Source organism: Solirhodobacter olei, from assembly GCF_004010155.1.
GTDB lineage: Bacteria > Pseudomonadota > Alphaproteobacteria > Rhodobacterales > Rhodobacteraceae > Solirhodobacter > Solirhodobacter olei.
This window is the reverse complement of record NZ_RRYH01000002.1, coordinates 410,691-426,485: the sequence shown is the minus strand read 5'-3', so window position 1 is coordinate 426,485 and position 15,795 is coordinate 410,691. Positions and strand designations below refer to the sequence as shown.

The 15,795-nt window shown below is 69.1% G+C and carries 14 protein-coding genes; 13 read left to right on the top strand and 1 reads right to left on the bottom strand.

Annotated features, from left to right (window positions below; genetic code table 11):
* Nucleotides 1-51: 51 nt before the first annotated feature.
* From EIP85_RS02055 to EIP85_RS02035, 5 genes are all read left to right on the top strand, one after another.
* Nucleotides 52-2,511: an alpha-ketoacid dehydrogenase subunit alpha/beta gene (locus EIP85_RS02055; RefSeq protein ID WP_127900465.1), complete on the top strand. Its 2,460-nt coding sequence runs from the start codon at nt 52-54 to the stop codon at nt 2,509-2,511.
* A 12-nt stretch (nt 2,512-2,523) separates the two neighbouring features.
* Complete coding sequence (locus EIP85_RS02050) at nt 2,524-2,751, top strand: biotin/lipoyl-containing protein (RefSeq protein ID WP_127900464.1); 228 nt, start codon at nt 2,524-2,526, stop codon at nt 2,749-2,751.
* Nucleotides 2,748-3,485: an alpha/beta fold hydrolase gene (locus tag EIP85_RS02045; RefSeq protein WP_127900463.1), complete on the top strand. Its 738-nt coding sequence runs from the start codon at nt 2,748-2,750 to the stop codon at nt 3,483-3,485. Before EIP85_RS02050 ends, EIP85_RS02045 begins: the two co-directional genes overlap by 4 nt.
* Nucleotides 3,482-4,393: a sugar-binding transcriptional regulator gene (locus tag EIP85_RS02040; RefSeq protein WP_127900462.1), complete on the top strand. Its 912-nt coding sequence runs from the start codon at nt 3,482-3,484 to the stop codon at nt 4,391-4,393. Before EIP85_RS02045 ends, EIP85_RS02040 begins: the two co-directional genes overlap by 4 nt.
* Before the next feature lie 311 nt (nt 4,394-4,704).
* On the top strand, nt 4,705-6,150 hold the full coding sequence (locus EIP85_RS02035; protein ID WP_127900461.1) for an NCS1 family nucleobase:cation symporter-1: 1,446 nt from the start codon (nt 4,705-4,707) through the stop codon (nt 6,148-6,150).
* A 55-nt stretch (nt 6,151-6,205) separates the two neighbouring features.
* On the opposite strand, the gene EIP85_RS02030 is transcribed toward EIP85_RS02035, so the two are convergent.
* The gene (locus EIP85_RS02030) at nt 6,206-7,186 is read right to left on the bottom strand and encodes a sugar-binding transcriptional regulator (RefSeq protein WP_127900460.1); all 981 of its coding nucleotides are present in this window, start codon (nt 7,184-7,186) and stop codon (nt 6,206-6,208) included.
* Nucleotides 7,187-7,314: 128 nt separating this feature from the next.
* Between EIP85_RS02030 and EIP85_RS02025 the strand changes: the two genes are divergently transcribed.
* From EIP85_RS02025 to cysE, 8 genes are all read left to right on the top strand, one after another.
* Nucleotides 7,315-8,289, top strand: coding sequence for a Gfo/Idh/MocA family oxidoreductase (locus tag EIP85_RS02025; protein ID WP_127900459.1), 975 nt, complete (start codon nt 7,315-7,317; stop codon nt 8,287-8,289).
* Between the two features lie 190 nt (nt 8,290-8,479).
* Nucleotides 8,480-9,742 (top strand): beta-ketoacyl-ACP synthase II, encoded by a 1,263-nt coding sequence (fabF, locus tag EIP85_RS02020; protein ID WP_127900458.1) that lies wholly within the window; start codon nt 8,480-8,482, stop codon nt 9,740-9,742.
* Nucleotides 9,742-10,923 carry an endolytic transglycosylase MltG gene (mltG, locus tag EIP85_RS02015; protein WP_127900457.1) on the top strand — a complete coding sequence of 394 codons (1,182 nt, stop codon included), beginning with the start codon at nt 9,742-9,744 and terminating at the stop codon, nt 10,921-10,923. The genes fabF and mltG overlap by 1 nt, the downstream gene beginning before the upstream one ends.
* A gap of 211 nt (nt 10,924-11,134) precedes the next feature.
* The gene (locus EIP85_RS02010; protein WP_127900456.1) at nt 11,135-11,458 is read left to right on the top strand and encodes a hypothetical protein; all 324 of its coding nucleotides are present in this window, start codon (nt 11,135-11,137) and stop codon (nt 11,456-11,458) included.
* Nucleotides 11,448-13,832: a phage tail protein gene (locus EIP85_RS02005; RefSeq protein WP_127900455.1), complete on the top strand. Its 2,385-nt coding sequence runs from the start codon at nt 11,448-11,450 to the stop codon at nt 13,830-13,832. Before EIP85_RS02010 ends, EIP85_RS02005 begins: the two co-directional genes overlap by 11 nt.
* Nucleotides 13,825-14,535: a DUF2793 domain-containing protein gene (locus tag EIP85_RS02000; RefSeq protein WP_164871617.1), complete on the top strand. Its 711-nt coding sequence runs from the start codon at nt 13,825-13,827 to the stop codon at nt 14,533-14,535. The genes EIP85_RS02005 and EIP85_RS02000 overlap by 8 nt, the downstream gene beginning before the upstream one ends.
* Nucleotides 14,535-14,876: a DUF7742 family protein gene (locus EIP85_RS01995; protein WP_127900453.1), complete on the top strand. Its 342-nt coding sequence runs from the start codon at nt 14,535-14,537 to the stop codon at nt 14,874-14,876. Before EIP85_RS02000 ends, EIP85_RS01995 begins: the two co-directional genes overlap by 1 nt.
* A 23-nt stretch (nt 14,877-14,899) precedes the next feature.
* Nucleotides 14,900-15,709: a serine O-acetyltransferase gene (gene cysE / locus EIP85_RS01990; RefSeq protein ID WP_127900452.1), complete on the top strand. Its 810-nt coding sequence runs from the start codon at nt 14,900-14,902 to the stop codon at nt 15,707-15,709.
* The last annotated feature ends 86 nt before the right edge of the window (nt 15,710-15,795 follow it).

Genomic DNA, 15,795 nt, shown 5'->3' with positions numbered 1-15,795 from the left:
CAAAAGTTGCAAGGCTTGGCAGGGAGGAGGAGATGGCCGGGGGAATTTGAGATGCCGAAGGAACTGCTCGTCGATCCCTTGATCACGCATCGCCGCGGGGCGCTGCGCCTGCCCGAGATTCCGCTGCACGCCTATGACAGGCCGCTGGCGGCGGAGCGCGCGGCCCGGGGCGACGCCGCGCTGATCGAGGTGCTGCGCCACATGCTGCTGGTGCGGGAATTCGAATCGATGCTGGCGAGCTTCAAGGCCACCGGCGCCTATCGCGGCATCGAATTCGCCTATCGCGGCCCGGCGCATCTTTCGATCGGGCAGGAGGGGGCGGCGGTCGGCCAGGCGCTTGGCCTTTCGCCGGAAGACCACATCTTCGGATCCCATCGCAGCCATGGCGAGTTCATCGCCAAGGGCCTTGCCGCCATCGCCCGGATGCCCGGCGCGGAGGTGGAAACGATCCTTGCCACCCATGACGGCGGCTGGCTGCGCGACACGGTGGCCGGTGCGCTTGGCGGAAGCGGCGCGGCGCTGGCGGAGGATGTCCTGCTGTTCGGCCTGCTGGCCGAGATCTTCATGCGCGCCAACGGGTTCAATGGCGGGATGGGCGGCTCCATGCATGCCTTCTTCCCGCCCTTCGGCATCTATCCGAACAACGCCATCGTCGGCGCGTCTGCCGGGATCGCCACCGGGGCGGCCCTGCGCCGCAAGCTCTCCCGCGAGGATGCGATCTGCGTCGCCAACGCGGGCGACGGATCGACCGGCTGCGGCCCGGTCTGGGAGGCGATGAACTTCGCCTCCATGGCCCAGCTGACGCGGCTTTGGGAGGAGGAACACCGCGGCGGACTGCCGGTGCTGTTCTTCTTCACAAATAATTTCTACGCGATGGGCGGCCAGACCGCGGGCGAGACGATGGGCTGGGATCGTCTGTCGCGGATCGGTGCGGGGATCAATCCGGACGCGATGCATGCCGAGACGGTCGACGGGGCCAACCCCTTCGCCGTGGCCGAGGCCGTGGCGCGCAAGCGGGCGCTGCTGCTGGAAGGGCGGGGGCCGGCGCTGCTGGACGTGGAATGCTACCGGATCTCCGGGCATTCGACGACGGATGCCGGGGTCTACCGCTCGCGCGAGGAGATGAAGCTCTGGGAGCCGCATGACCCGATCGGCCGGCTGGCGGCAGGGCTGGTGGCCGAGGGGGTGATGACGGAGGGCGGGGTCGAGGACCTGCGCACGGGCGTGGCCGCGCGGATCGAGGCGGTGACGCGGGCGGCGGTGGACCCGGCGCTCGCCCCGCCGGTGGACGTGGCGGGCGATCCGGAACTCATCGGGCGGCGGGTGTTCTCGGGGGCGGAGATCGCCGTGCCGGAGGGGGCGCCGCCGCTGATTCAGCCGATAGAGAAATCATCTGCTCTCAGAGGTTTGGGGCGCAAAGCTCGTGCAGGACATGATGCGGATGGCAAGCTGCTGTCGGGGCTGCGCGCGATCACGCTGCGCGATGCACTGACCGAGGCGATCCTGCATCACATGTGTCATGACGAACGGCTGATCGCCTATGGCGAGGAATGCCGCGAATGGGGCGGGGCCTTCGGGGTTTACCGGGGCCTCGCCGACGTGCTGCCGCGGCACCGGCTGTTCAATGCGCCGATCTCGGAAGCCGCGATCGTGGCGACGGCGGTGGGCTATGCCATGTCCGGGGGGCGGGCGCTGGTGGAGCTGATGTACGGCGATTTCATCGGCCGGGCGGGTGACGAGATCCTCAACCAGATGGCCAAGTGGCAGGCGATGTCGGCCGGGGGGCTGCGGCTGCCGGTGGTGCTGCGTGCCTCGATCGGGTCGAAATACGGCGCGCAGCATTCGCAGGACTGGTCGGCCCTGACAGCGCATGTGCCGGGTCTGAAAATCGCATATCCGGCAACGCCTTACGATGCGAAGGGGCTGATGGCCTCGGCACTGTCGTCGGAGGATCCCGTGGTCTTCTTCGAAAGCCAGCGGCTTTATGACCAGGTGGAGACCTTCCGGGCGGAGGGGGTGCCGGAGGGCTACTACCGGATCCCGCTGGGCCTGCCCGACGTGAAGCGGGCGGGCGGCGACGTGACGGTGCTGACCTTTGGCCCCGCGCTTTATCCCGCGCTGAAGGCGGCGGAGGAGCTTTCGGGGCTGGGGGTGGAGACCGAAGTAATCGATGCGCGCTCTCTGGTGCCGTTCGATTACGCGCCGGTGCTGGCCTCGGTGAAGAAGACGGGGCATCTTCTGATCGTGACGGAGGCTTCCGAGCGGGGCAGCTTCGCGATGACGGTGGCAGCCAATGCGGCGCGTTTCGGCTGGGGCGACCTGAAGGCGCCGCCGCGCGTTCTTGGGGCGCCGAACTGGATCGTGCCGGGGGCGGAGATGGAGACGAGCTTCTTCCCGCAAGCCTATGATATCGTGGATATCGTGACCAATGAATTCTATCCCCGGACCGGCCGCAACGCGCGCGGGCTGCGCCGCTGGGATGACCTGGATCTTGCCCGTCGCGGGCTTTGAACGGAGGCGAAGATGGTGCCAGTCGTCGTGCCGCAGCTTGGCAACGAGATCAGCGAGGCGGAGGTGACCGAGTGGCTGAAGGCCACCGGCGAGACGGTCGCGGAGGGTGAGCCGATCGTGACCATCACCACCACCAAGATGGCGATGGACCTGGAGGCGCCGGCCGCCGGGGTGCTGAAGCAGATGGTCGAGGAGGGCGAGATCGTGGAGGTTGGCGCGCCCCTGGCCGAGATCGAATGAGCGCGCCGGAGGCACGGCTGGCCGTGCTGGGGGGCGCGGGGCAGGATCTTCTTCTGATCCACGGATTCGGCGCGGACCGGCTGGCCTGGCCCGCGACGGCGCCGGCCTTCTTCGCAACGCACCGGGTCTGGGCGGTGGACCTGCCCGGGCATGGCGCGGCGCCGGCGGAGGTGGGCGACGGCTCGCCCCGGGCCCTGGCGCGTGCGGTCGCGGCGGCAGTGGCGGCGGCCTTTGCCGGGCCGGTCGCCGTGGTCGGGCACTCGCTGGGCGGCGCTGTGGCGGTAGAGCTGGCCGGGATGCTGCCGGTCTCGGCGCTGGCGCTGATCGCGCCGGCGGGGCTGGGCGCCTCGGTGGATCGGGACTTCGTCGAACAGTTCCCCTGGGTCGAGGAAGAGACGCAGGCGATGGCCCTGCTGCAGCGGCTGGTCGTCCGGCCGCGGATGATTGCGCCGGGCTTGCCGGGGCATGTGCTGGCGGGTCTTGCGCGGCCGGGGCGGCGCGAGGCGCTGGCCCGGATCGGCGCGGCGGTGCTGGAGATGGCGCCTCCGGCCCTGCCGGAGGATGTACCCGTGCGGCTGATCTGGGGCGAGCACGACAGGATCAACCCGCGTGATCCGGCACGCGCGGCAGGCTGGGGGGACAGTTTCGCGCTGCTCGAAGGGGCCGGGCACATGCCCCACGTCGAGTTAGCTTCGCGCGCCAACATGCTGATACGAGAGGGAATTTCAACATGAGCGCGCGGATTCGCGCGGCCTGGCTTTACCACGGGCGGGGGATGACCCAGCGCGAGGTCGCGGAGGCGATGGGCGTGAGCCGCGCGACGGTCATCCGGCAGCTGGACGAAGCGATGCGGCAGGGCGAGGTCCAGGTCTGGATCGGTGGCGAGGGATCCGGGCCGGTGGGCCTTGCGGTGGAGCTGGAGGCGGCCTTCGGGCTGTCGGAGGCGATCGTGGCGCCGGAGGGGCCGGATCCGGCGGAGGCCGTGGGGGCCGCGCTGGGGCGGCTTCTCTCGGGCGCGCTGGCGGATGGGATGGTCGTCGGCACCGGCTGGGGGCGGGTGCTGAAGGCGGCGCTTGGCCATGTCGAGCCGCAGCGGCGCGAGGGGATGCAGGTGGTCTCGCTTATGGGCGGGCTGGTGGAATTCGGGGCGGCCAATCCGGCGGAATTCGCCTGGCGGCTGGCCGGGCTGACCGGGGCGCGCTGTCACCTGATGCTGGCGCCCCTGATCGTGGACAGCGCAGACACGCGGCTGAGGTTGCTGGAGCATTCCGGCCTGGGCCGCGTGATGGAGATGGCCGGGCGGCTGGACCTGGCGGTGATGGGCTGCGGCGATCCGCTGAGCCTGGGCGGGTCGCTTGCCACCGATCGGCTGGCGCCGGGCATCCGGGCGGAGCTGGCGGTGCAGGGAGCGGTTGCGGATGTGATGTGCCATTTCCTCGACGCCGCTGGCCGGGAGGTGGACCACAGCCTCAGGGGCCGGCTGATGGCGGCGGAGCTGGAGCTGGTGGCGCGGGCGGGCCATGTGGTTCTGGCCGCGGGCGGCGCGGCGCGGGCGCCGGCGATCCGCGCGGCGCTGCGGCGGTTTCCGGGCGCGGTGCTGGTCACGGACGAGGGCGCGGCGCGGGCGCTGCTGGCGGGCTAGGGCGGCGGACGCCGATGGCGCGAGCGGGCCCGGTCAAGCCTGGCGCTCAACGGAAGTTTGCGAAGAACTTTCAAAAAAACCCGAAAAGTGTTGTTTCGGATCGCCTGATTGTTTCGCGCGCCGATCACGATCATCGTGACACGGGTTAAGGGGTCGCCTTCGGGGTCACTGGGAGCGCTACGGATCCCGACTGTATCGGCCCCTTTACGCTTCGTCACACACCGTGATGGCCTGTGGCCGTTCGCGCCTTACGCGGACGGGTGGCGGGATCACGCAGGCCGATAACAACGATAACAGGAAGGGATGAAACAGTGCAGATCACAAATCCATCTCCGGCCCTCTACAACGAGGACCTGGCCCCCGCGACCGAGCGGAAATGGGGCGCCTTCAGCATCTTCAACGTCTGGACATCGGACGTGCATTCGCTGTGGGGCTACTACCTGGCCGCGAGCCTGTTCCTGCTCTGCGGGAGCTTTCTGAACTTCATCATCGCGATCGGCATCGGTTCGATCGTCATCTTCGGGCTGATGACGATGGTCGGGCTTGCCGGTTCGCGGACGGGCGTGCCCTATCCGGTGCTGGCGCGGGCCTCTTTCGGGACCTTCGGGGCGAACATCCCGGCGCTGATCCGGGCGGTCGTCGCCTGCTTCTGGTACGGGGCGCAGACCTCGGCGGCATCGGGCGCGATCGTGGCGCTGCTGATCCGCAACCCGGGCCTGGCCTCGTTCAACCACTCCAGCCACATGCTGGGCCATTCGACGCTGGAGGTGATCGCCTATGTCGTCGTCTGGGCGCTGCAGCTTCTGATCATCCAGCGCGGGATGGAGACGGTGCGCAAGTTCCAGGACTGGGCGGGCCCGGCGGTCTGGATCATGATGCTTCTGCTTTCGATCTACCTCGTCGTGAAATCGGGCACATTCTCCTTCGGGTCGGAGATCCCGCATGACGCGCTGATGAAGGCCACGGCGGATGCCGGCGTGCCGGGGCTGCCGGGCTCTTTCGCCGCGCTGGCCGCGGTGGCGGCGACCTGGGTGACCTATTTCGCGGCGCTTTACCTGAACTTCTGCGACTTCTCGCGCTATTCGACGGATGAGCGGGCGGTCTGGAAAGGCAACCTCTGGGGTCTGCCGGTGAACCTGCTGGCCTTCTGCCTGGTGGCCGGTGTCACCACGACGGCGGGCTATTCGGTCTATCACGAGGTGCTGATCCACCCCGACCAGATCTCTTCGAAGTTCTCCAGCCTGTTCCTGGCGACGCTGGCGGCGCTGACCTTCGCGGTGGCGACGCTGGGCATCAACGTGGTGGCAAACTTCGTGTCGCCCGCCTTCGACTTCGCCAACGTCTTCCCGAGCAAGATCGACTTCAAGAAGGGCGGCTATATCGCGGCGGCGATCGCGCTTCTGCTTTACCCGATCGCGCCCTGGGAGACCGGAGCCGCGCATTTCGTGAACTTCATCGGCTCGGCCATGGGCCCGGTCTTCGGGATCATGATGGTGGACTACTACCTGATCCGGAAGGGCAGGATCGATGTCGCCGCGCTCTATCAGGAAGACGGCGAGTTCCGCTTTGACGGCGGCTGGCACGGGCGGGCCTTCGTGGCGCTCGTGATCGGAATGATCTTCTCCTCCATCCTGCCGTTCTTCACCGACCTGCTGCCGAGCTGGTGGGGCACCTATGGCTGGTTCTTCGGCGTGGGGATCGCGGGCGTGGCCTATTACGCGCTGCGTGCGGGCCGGGCGCCGGCCTACGCCACCTGAGGCCACGAGCCTTCCCGCCGGGGCGATGGATCGTCCGTCGCCCCGGTTTGCTGCCCTAGCGCTTCGGCGCGGGCAGGTCGACCAGAGCGCGGGCCGCGGCCTCGTCCGTGATCAGCGTGTGGCAGTTGAGGCGCAGAAGCGCCGCCCGGATCGCCGGGGCGCGGGCCCTGCCGCCGGAGGCGAGCACGACATGGCCGGCGCGCGCGACGAGGTCCAGGTCGACCGACATCACCCGCTCTGCAATGTCGTTTTTCACCGGGTGGCCCTCGGCGTCGAGGAACTGGCAGAGCATGTCGCAGATCGCGCCGTCGGCGATCAGACGGTCCAGCACCCCGGGCGGCAGGAAGTCGCGGCTGAAGGAGGAGCCCTCTGGCCCGATGTCCCCGCAGCTGACCACGGCGAGGTCGAGCTTCTCGGCGGCCTTCGGGATCGCGTCGAGCCCGCAATCGGCCATCAGGCGGTGCCGTGTCTCGGCCGAATCGACGATCAGGGGCGCGAGAAACAGCAGGCACTCGGCGCCGAGCGCGGCGGCGATCTGCCAGGAGAAATCCACCGGGTTCATTGCCTGCGCCTCGAGCCGCCCGCCGAGAAGCGAGACGACGCGCACGCTCTCGCGCGGTTCGGGGCGGAAGGTGGCCAGTGCCGCGTCGAGCGTTCGGCCCCAGCCGGTGCCCACGGTCATCCCGTCGGCGATCGCGCCGGAGAGGTACTGGCCGAGCGCCGCGCCGACATCGGCGGCGGTCTCCTCCGGCGTTCCCTCGCCGGGGGTGATGATGACATCTTCCAGCCCGTAGCTGGCGCGGAGCTGCCGGGTAAGCGCCTGCAGCTCTTCCGGGGTCGGCTGGATCCAGATCTGGACCTCGCCGCGGCGGCGGGCCTCTTCAAGGAGCCGGATGACGGTGGCGCGGCTGACGCCGAGTTCGTCCGCAATTGCGCCCTGGGTGAGGCCCTGACGGAAATAGAGCCAGGCGGCGCGGAAGCGCAGGGCCCTGGTGTCCGACAGCGCCGGACGCTGCGTGCGGCCGATCCGCGTCATGCGCGGGCCAGGCCGGACAGAAGCTTGTCGAGAGGCATTCCCATCTCCTCAACTGGGATCATAAGGTGCATGCCGAGCCCCATGCGTCAAGAGAGTCGCGGGGGCGGACAAGGACGGGGGAGGCGCGGATGGATCTGGGAATTGGCGTGATCGGGGCAGGGGTTATGGGGGCGGAACATGCCCGGATCCTGCGCCGGGCGGTCTCTGGCGCGCATCTGGCCGGGGTTTGCGACCGGGATCCCGCGCGGGCCGCGGCGGCGGCCGGGGACGCGCCCGTCTTTAGCGATCCGCTGGCCCTTATCGCGGCGCCGGAGGTGGCGGCGGTGGTCATCGCCTCGCCCGACGAGACCCACGCCGAATACGCGCTGGCCTGCCTGGCCGCGGGCAAGCCGGCGCTGCTGGAAAAGCCCATGGCCCATCGCGCGGCGGAAGCGCTGAGGATCGTCGAGGCCGAGGCGGCGGGCGGGCGGCGGCTGGTGCAGCTTGGCTTCATGCGGCGCTACGATGCGGCCTATGGCGAGCTGAAGGCGGTGCTCGGCTCCGGCCGGATCGGGCGGGCGACGGTCCTGCACAACGTCCACCGCAACGTCTCTGTCCCCGACTGGTTCAGCGGGCCGATGGCGATCACCAATTCGTTCTCGCACGAGATCGACATCAGCCGCTGGCTGCTCGGGGCCGAGATCACCTCGGCGCAGGTGTTCCCGGCGGGCGACCGGGGGCTGCTGATGGTGACGATGCGCACCGATGGGGGGCAGGTCGTCTCCACCGAGGTGAACATCAACGCGGGCTATGGCTATCACGTCCATGCGCAGATCGTGGGCGAGCAGGGCACGGTGGAGATGGCGCCGCCGGGGCTGGCCCTGACCAATGCGGCCGGCGCGCATGGCTTTGATTTCCCGGCCGACTGGATCCCGCGCTTCGCGCAGGCCTACCGCGACCAGATGCAGGGCTGGGTCGACGGGATGGCGGCGGGGCGGCTTGGCGGGGCCACGGCCTGGGACGGCTATGTGACCGTCGCCGTGGCCGAACAGATCGCTGCCTCACTGCGCGATTGTCAGCCCGTCGAGATCGCGCTGCCGCCGCGCCCGGAGTTCTATCGCTGAGCGGGCGCGCGTCCATCCGGGCCCGGATATCAGCCCCAGAAGGCCCCGCCGACGGGGCCCGCGGGCCCCGGCGGGGAGGTTTTCGCCATCGGCACCGGCAGGTTCGGGCCGAGCCGGGGACGCCTTCGGATTGCGTGGCGGCAAAGGGCCGTGTATCTGGAGCCGGGTTGCGGCATCGAGAGGGACTTGCATGCGTCGGGTTGTTGTCACCGGGCTGGGGATGGTCTCTCCGCTCGCCTGCGGGGTTGAGTGGAGCTGGGAGCGGCTGATCGCCGGGCAGTCGGGAGCGCGCACGATCTCTCGTTTCGACGCCAGCCATCTGGCCACGACCTATGCCTGCGAGATCCCGCGCGGCGACGGCTCCGACGGGACGTTCAATCCTGACGAGTGGATGGAACCGAAGGACCAGCGCAAGGTCGACGATTTCATCCTCTACGGCATGGCCGCCGCCGTTCAGGCGGTGAAGGATGCCGGGTGGGAGGCTCCCTCGGAGGAGGAGAAGCTGAGAACCGGCGTGATGATCGGCTCCGGCATCGGCGGGCTGACCTCGATTGCCGAGACTGCCGTTCTGATCAAGGAACGCGGGCCGCGGCGGGTCTCTCCCTTCTTCATTCCGGGCGCGCTGATCAACCTGATCTCGGGCCAGGTCTCCATCCGCTTCGGCTTCAAGGGGCCAAACCATGCGGTCGTCACCGCCTGTTCGACCGGCGCGCATGCCATCGGCGATGCGGCGCGGCTGATCCAGTGGGGCGATGCCGACGTGATGGTCGCCGGCGGCGCCGAGAGCCCGATCAGCGAGATCGGGATTGCTGGGTTCAACGCCTGCAAGGCGCTTTCGACCAAGCGCGGGGACGCGCCGGAGCAGGCCTCGCGCCCCTATGACGCCGACCGTGACGGTTTCGTGATGGGCGAGGGCGCGGGATGCGTCGTGCTGGAGGAATACGAACACGCCAAGGCCCGCGGCGCGAAGATCTATGCCGAGGTGCTGGGCTACGGCCTGTCGGGCGACGCCTATCACATCACCGCGCCCTCCGAGGACGGCGATGGCGGCTACCGCGCCATGGACGCGGCGCTGAAGCGGGCCGGGCTGACGCCGGATCGGATCGATTACATCAATGCCCATGGCACCTCGACCATGGCCGATGTGATCGAACTGGGCGCGGTCGAGCGGCTGCTGGGCAATGCCGCGGCCAAGGCGACGATGTCCTCGACCAAGAGTTCCACGGGCCATCTTCTGGGCGCGGCGGGCGCGGTGGAGGCGATCTTCTGCATCCTCGCCCTGCGTGACCAGGTGGCGCCGCCGACCATCAACCTGGAGACCCCGGCGGTGGAGCCGAAACTGGACCTTGCGCCGCAGGTGGCGCGGAAGCGAACGATCGAGGTGGCGCTGTCCAACTCCTTCGGCTTCGGCGGGACCAATGCGAGCCTCGTCCTCGGGAGGTACGACGCCTGATGTGGCGGTCCGTCGCCTCGAACGCGCTGACGTTCTTCATCGTCATCCTGATCGTGATCGTCGGCATCGTCGGCTGGGGCGAGCGGAGCTATACAGGGCCGGGCCCGCTGAAAACCGCGATCTGCGTGCGGGTGGACAAGGGGGCGACCGTCTCCGGCCTGTCGCGGGAGCTGGCGCAGAAGGGGGCGATCCGGTCGGGCATGGTGTTCCGGCTGGGTGCGGAATATTCCGGCAAGGCGCAGGATCTGCGTTACGGCAGCTACCTGATCAAGCCCGCGTCCTCGATGCAGGATATCCTTGGCGTGCTGACCAAGGGCGGGCAGAGCACCTGCGGCACCGAAGTGAACTACCGCATCGGCGTGACCGATGAGGAGATGGTGGTGCGCCAGCTTGACCCGGCGACCGAAAACCTGGCCGAGATCGCCAAGTTCGACCCGGTCAAGGACCCGGCGCCGGAGGCCTTCACCAAGGCCGAGAGCGAGCCCGACACCCGCTACCGCGTGATCCTGGCCGAGGGCGCGACGAGCTGGCAGCTGACCAATGCGCTGGCGCATGCCGGGTTTCTGAGCGGCAAGCTGGCCAAGCAGCCCGACGAGGGGAGTGTCGCGCCCGGCAGCTACGAGGTGACCAAGGGCGAGATGCGCGCCGAGCTGGTCGCAGCGATGCAGGAGCGGCAGGCGCAGACGCTTTCCGAGCTCTGGGCCAAGCGGGCCGCGGGCCTGCCCTACAAGACGCCGAACGAGGCGCTGGTGATGGCCTCGCTGATCGAGAAGGAAACCGGGGTTCCGTCGGAGCGTCCGATCATCGCCTCGGTCTTCCTGAACCGGCTGAAGGACCATATTCGGCTGCAGACCGACCCGGCGGTGATCTATGGCATCACCCACGGCAAGGGCACGCTTGGCCGGGGGCTGAGGCAGAGCGAGCTGAGGGCGGCTACGCCCTACAACACCTATGTCGTCGAGGGCCTGCCGCCGACGCCGATCGCCAACCCGGGCAAGGCCGCGATCGAGGCGGCGCTGCATCCGGCGAACACGGATTACCTTTACTTCGTGGCCAAGAGCCTGGATCCGAAGGACGGGCATGTCTTTGCCAAGACGCTGGCCGAGCAGAACCGCAACGTCGCCAAGTTCCGGGCGATGCAGGCGGCGGGCGAGAAGGCGGGTGCCGGCTCGGGCAACTGAGCCGGGGCGGCGGCGCCTTGGTGAAGGTTAAGGGGGCGTTAACGGACCGTACGCAAGTCATTGATCTGCAAGTGTTTTGCGGTTGACTCGGCGCACGGTCCGGGGTATAGCTTCTGACATGATGCAAGAGGTGGGCAAGCGGCCCCGGGGCAACCCGGGCGCCGCTTTTTTCATCCGCCGGGGGCGACCGAGTGGGCAGGATCGAGGCCAGATGGGAACCGACACTTCCGGGAAGGGCGCCGACCCGAGGGAGATGATCTCTCACGCGGCGCTGCTTTACGAAAGCGCGGCCGATGCCTTCGCGCTGGTCATCGACGAGGCGCGGGCGGGCGAGCCGGCCGCGGCCCGGGCTGCGGCAAGCCATGCGCGGGAATTCCGGCAGGCGTTGCTGGCTGTTCTGAACGAAAGGGCGACGATTGAAAAATTCCGCACAGACGTTGAAGGTCTCGGGCCCGGATCTCTCGATTTCGACGGGGCCCGGGCTGAGATCGGGCGCCGCCTGGCTTGCCTCCGCAACGCCGGAGATGGTGGATGAGTTCCTCGACGGGCTGAGCAATGCCGCGCTGGTGGCGCTGCCGTGGATCTTCGAGTTCTGGGCGCTGCCGCATCAGCTGCCGCCGACGGGCGCCTGGCGGAGCTGGGTGATCATGGGCGGGCGCGGAGCGGGCAAGACGCGGGCGGGCGCGGAATGGGTGCGCATGCAGGTCGAGGGTGCGCGGCCCCCCGATGCGGGCGCGGCGCGTCACGTGGCGCTGGTGGGCGAGACCATCGAACAGGTCCGCGAGGTCATGGTGATGGGAGAGAGCGGGATCCTTGCCTGCTCGCCCCCCGACCGGCGGCCGGAGTGGGAGGCCTCGCGCAAGCGGCTGGTCTGGCCCAATGGCGCGGTGGCGCAGGTCTTCTCGGCGCATGAGCCTGAGAGCCTGCGCGGCCCGCAGTTCGACGCCGCATGGGTGGACGAGTTCGGCTGCCCGGCGATCGACAAGGGGACGAACGAGCCGAACAAGTTCGTCGATCCCAAATCGTCCGAATCCGCTGCCCCGCGCTATTCAAGCGGGGTGCGGGATGACCTGATCCAGCTGCAGTACCTGCGTGCGGTCATCGGCTACTGGGGGCAGGCGGGGCACAATCCCGTCTCCTCCGTCTATGGCGGGCGGATGGTGGATATGGAGCATGCCCATGTCTGGGCCTGGGACGCGCGGCCCTATCCGTACTTCCCCCTGAACACCGATCTCTGGGCGGATGGGGCGAATTATGCGACGGGGCATTGGCTGACCGGGCGGGCCTCTGGCCAGCCGCTGGCGAACGTGGTGGCGGAGATATGCGAGGCCTCGGGCGTCACCGCGCCCGATGTGGCGGGGCTTTACGGCTATGTGCGCGGCTATTCGGTGGCCGAGACGGGGAGTGCGCGATCCGCGCTGCAACCGCTTCTGATGGGCTACGGCGCGGACGTGGCAGAGCGGAACGGGACCCTGCGTTTCGCCATCCGGGGGGGCGAGCCGGCGGGGGAGGTCGATCCGGAGCGCGTCGTCGAGACCGGCGCCTCCGCCGGCACGCTGGCGGCGGAGCGCGCGGCGGCGGCGGAGACCTCGGGCTGCGTGCGGCTGAATTTCGTCGAGGCGGAAGGCGATTATCAGGCCCGCGCGGCGGAGGCGATCTTCCCCGACGCGGCGGAACATTCCGTGGCGGTCACCGACCTGCCGCTGGTCCTGACGCAGGGCGAGGGGCGGGCGATCACCGAACGCTGGCTTGCCGAGGCGCGGGTGGCGCGCGAGACGGTGAAGTTCTCGCTGCCGCCGTCGCAGTCTGCGCTGGGCGCGGGCGATGTGGTGGTGCTGAAGGGCGAACGCTACCGCATCGACCGGGTGGAGGAGGCGGAGGCCCGTGCCGTCGAGGCGGTGAAGGTCGAGAGCGCGACCTATCTGCCGTCGGACAGCGTCGCCTCCTCCGTCGTGCCGCGGGCCTTCGTGGCGCCGGTGCCCGTGTTTCCGCTCTTCCTCGATCTGCCGCTGATCACCGGGGACGAGGTACCACAGGCGCCGCATCTCGCGGTGACGGCCACACCCTGGCCGGGCGCGGTGGCGTGTTATTCGGCGGGCGAGGATGCGGGCTACGGGCTGAACCTTCTGGTCACAGGGCCGGCGATCGTCGGGGTGACGGAGGCGCCGCTTTACCGCGCAACGCCCGGGCTCTGGGATCGGGGGGCGGGGCTGCGCCTCCGCGTCTATGGCGGGGCCCTGGCCTCGGCGACCGAGGCGCAGGTGTTGAACGGCGCCAATCTTGCGGCGATCGGGGATGGATCCTCGGGGAACTGGGAGCTTTTCCAGTTCGCCCATGCCGCGCTGGTGGAACCCGGCGTCTACGAGCTGTCGATGCGGCTGCGCGGCCAGCTCGGCAGCGATGCCGGGATGCCGGATGCCTGGCCGGTGGGGAGCTACGTGGTGATGCTTGCCGGGGTGCCGCAGATCGCCCTGGCCCCGGCGCTGCGGGACGTGGCGCAGCATTACCGGGTCGGGCCTGCGGCGCGGAGCTATGACGATCCCTCCTACACTCACCTTGTCGCGGCCTTCGAAGGGGTCGGGCTGAGGCCCTACGCGCCCTGCCATCTGGCTGCGGAGGTCTCGGCCTCGGGTGACGTGGCGCTGCGCTGGGTCCGGCGGACCCGGATCGACGGGGACAGTTGGGCAGCGGCAGACGTGCCTCTGGGCGAGGCCTACGAGGGGTATCTGGTCCGCGTGATCGTGGATGGCGCCATTCTGCGAGAGGCGACCGTCGGCGCGCCGAACTGGACCTACGCGGCGGGAGACCGGATCGCGGACGGAGCGCCGGGCCGCTTCACCCTCGCCGTCGCGCAGCTTTCCGACCGCTTCGGGCCGGGCCCTTTCACGGAGATGGAGATCGATGTCTGAGACCTCGCAACTGAACCTGCCGCTGCTGGCGCCGAGCCAGGCGCAGAAGCATGTGACCGTGAACGAGGCCCTCGCGCGTCTCGACGGGCTGACGCAGATGGTTCTGGCCTCGCGGAGCCTTACCGCCCCGCCCGGCGCGGCCGTGGAAGGGGCGGCCTATGCCGTACCCCTGGGTGCGGTGAACGATTGGGCAGGGCAGGACGGCAAGGTTGCCGTCTACGCCAATGGCGGCTGGGTCTTCGCCTCTCCCAAGCGCGGCTGGCGCGGGTTTGTCGCCGACGAGAGCGTGGTGGTGCTTCATGACGGGGAGGCCTGGCGGGCGGATCTTCTGGCGCTCTCGCCCAGCGGGGCGGCGACGCTGATGCGGATCGACGAGTTCGACCACGAGATCGCGGCGGGGGCGAGTTCGACCACCACCCAGCAGATCGCCTCCGGCCTTATGGTCTTCGCGGTGACGGCGCGGGTGACGGAGGCGATCACTGGGACGCTCTCGACCTGGCAACTCGGCACTGCCGGGGTGGAGGACCGGTTCGGAAGCGGCCTCGGCCTCGCGCAGGGATCCTACGTGCGAGGGATGCTGTCGCAGCCGCTGACCTACTGGGGCGCGGCTTCGCTGGTGCTGACGGCGACGGGCGGGGCGTTCAGCGGGGGCCGGGTGCGGATCGCCGTCCACGCACTGGACCTGGCGTTACCGGGGGCGTGATGCGGCAGATCCTTCACGGTGATCTCACCGCGGCGGCGCGGGTCCTGCGGACCGTCGCACCTGCGGCGCGGGAGGGGCTTTTGCTGCGGATGATCGCTGAGGCGGAGGTTGCCGATCGCTATCTCAGCCGCCTGGGCAGGGTCCATCCGCGCTTCGGTGACGGCAGCCTGATGGCTGCGGCCTTGCGCCGGCGCCTGCGCCCGGAGCCGTTTCTTTCCGACAGCGACTACCTTTGCTGCCTTGGCCAGGTCATCGCGGCGCTCTTGGCGCGGCGCAACGCTCCGGCGGTTTTTTCCTCCGCCCCCTCTTTCCGGATGATGCGACCCCCCTATCTGGTGTAGAACGCCGGCGAAGGGAGACCATCATGGCCGAAACCAGGGCGAAAGTCGCATCCGTCGATCCGGTCTGGACCCGCATCCGCGAAGAGGCCCGCCAGGCGCTGCTTGACGAGCCGCTGCTGGGCGGGCTGATGCATTCGAACCTCTTGCATCACGCGACGCTGGAGCGGGCCCTGGCGTATCGCTTTTCGCTGAAGCTCGCCTCGGGCGAGGTCGGCGAGCAGATTCTGCGCGAGATCGCGGACGAGGCCTATGGCAGCGATCCCGACCTTGGCCAGGCGGCGCGGGCGGACCTCGTGGCGGTGTTCGACCGCGACCCGGCCTGCCACCGCCTGCTGCAGCCGGTGCTGTTCTTCAAGGGATACCAGGCGATCCAGGCTTACCGGATCGGTCACTGGCTCTGGACCCAAGGGCGGCGCGACATGGCCTATCTGATCCAGATGCGCGTGTCCGAGGTCTTCGGCGTGGATATCCACCCGGCGGCGCGGCTGGGGCGCGGGATCATGATCGACCACGCCCATTCCATCGTCATCGGCGAAACGGCAGTGGTGGGCGACAACGTCTCCATGCTGCATTCGGTGACTTTGGGCGGGACCGGCAAGGAAGATGGCGACCGGCATCCGAAGATCGGCAATGGCGTGATGATCGGCGCCGGGGCGAAGGTGCTGGGCAACATCAAGGTCGGCGACAATTCCCGGATCGCCGCGGGTTCGGTGGTGCTGCACGAGGTGCCCTGCTGCAAGACCGTGGCCGGCGTGCCGGCACGGATCGTCGGCGACGCGGGATGCGACCAGCCCTCGGTCAAGATGGACCAGATCATCGGTCAGGGCGGCTGAACGCCGCTTTCGCGGCGCGCCTCCGGCGGGGATATTTGAAGGCAGAAAATGAAACGGGCCGGAGGGATGCCTCCGGCCCATATTTT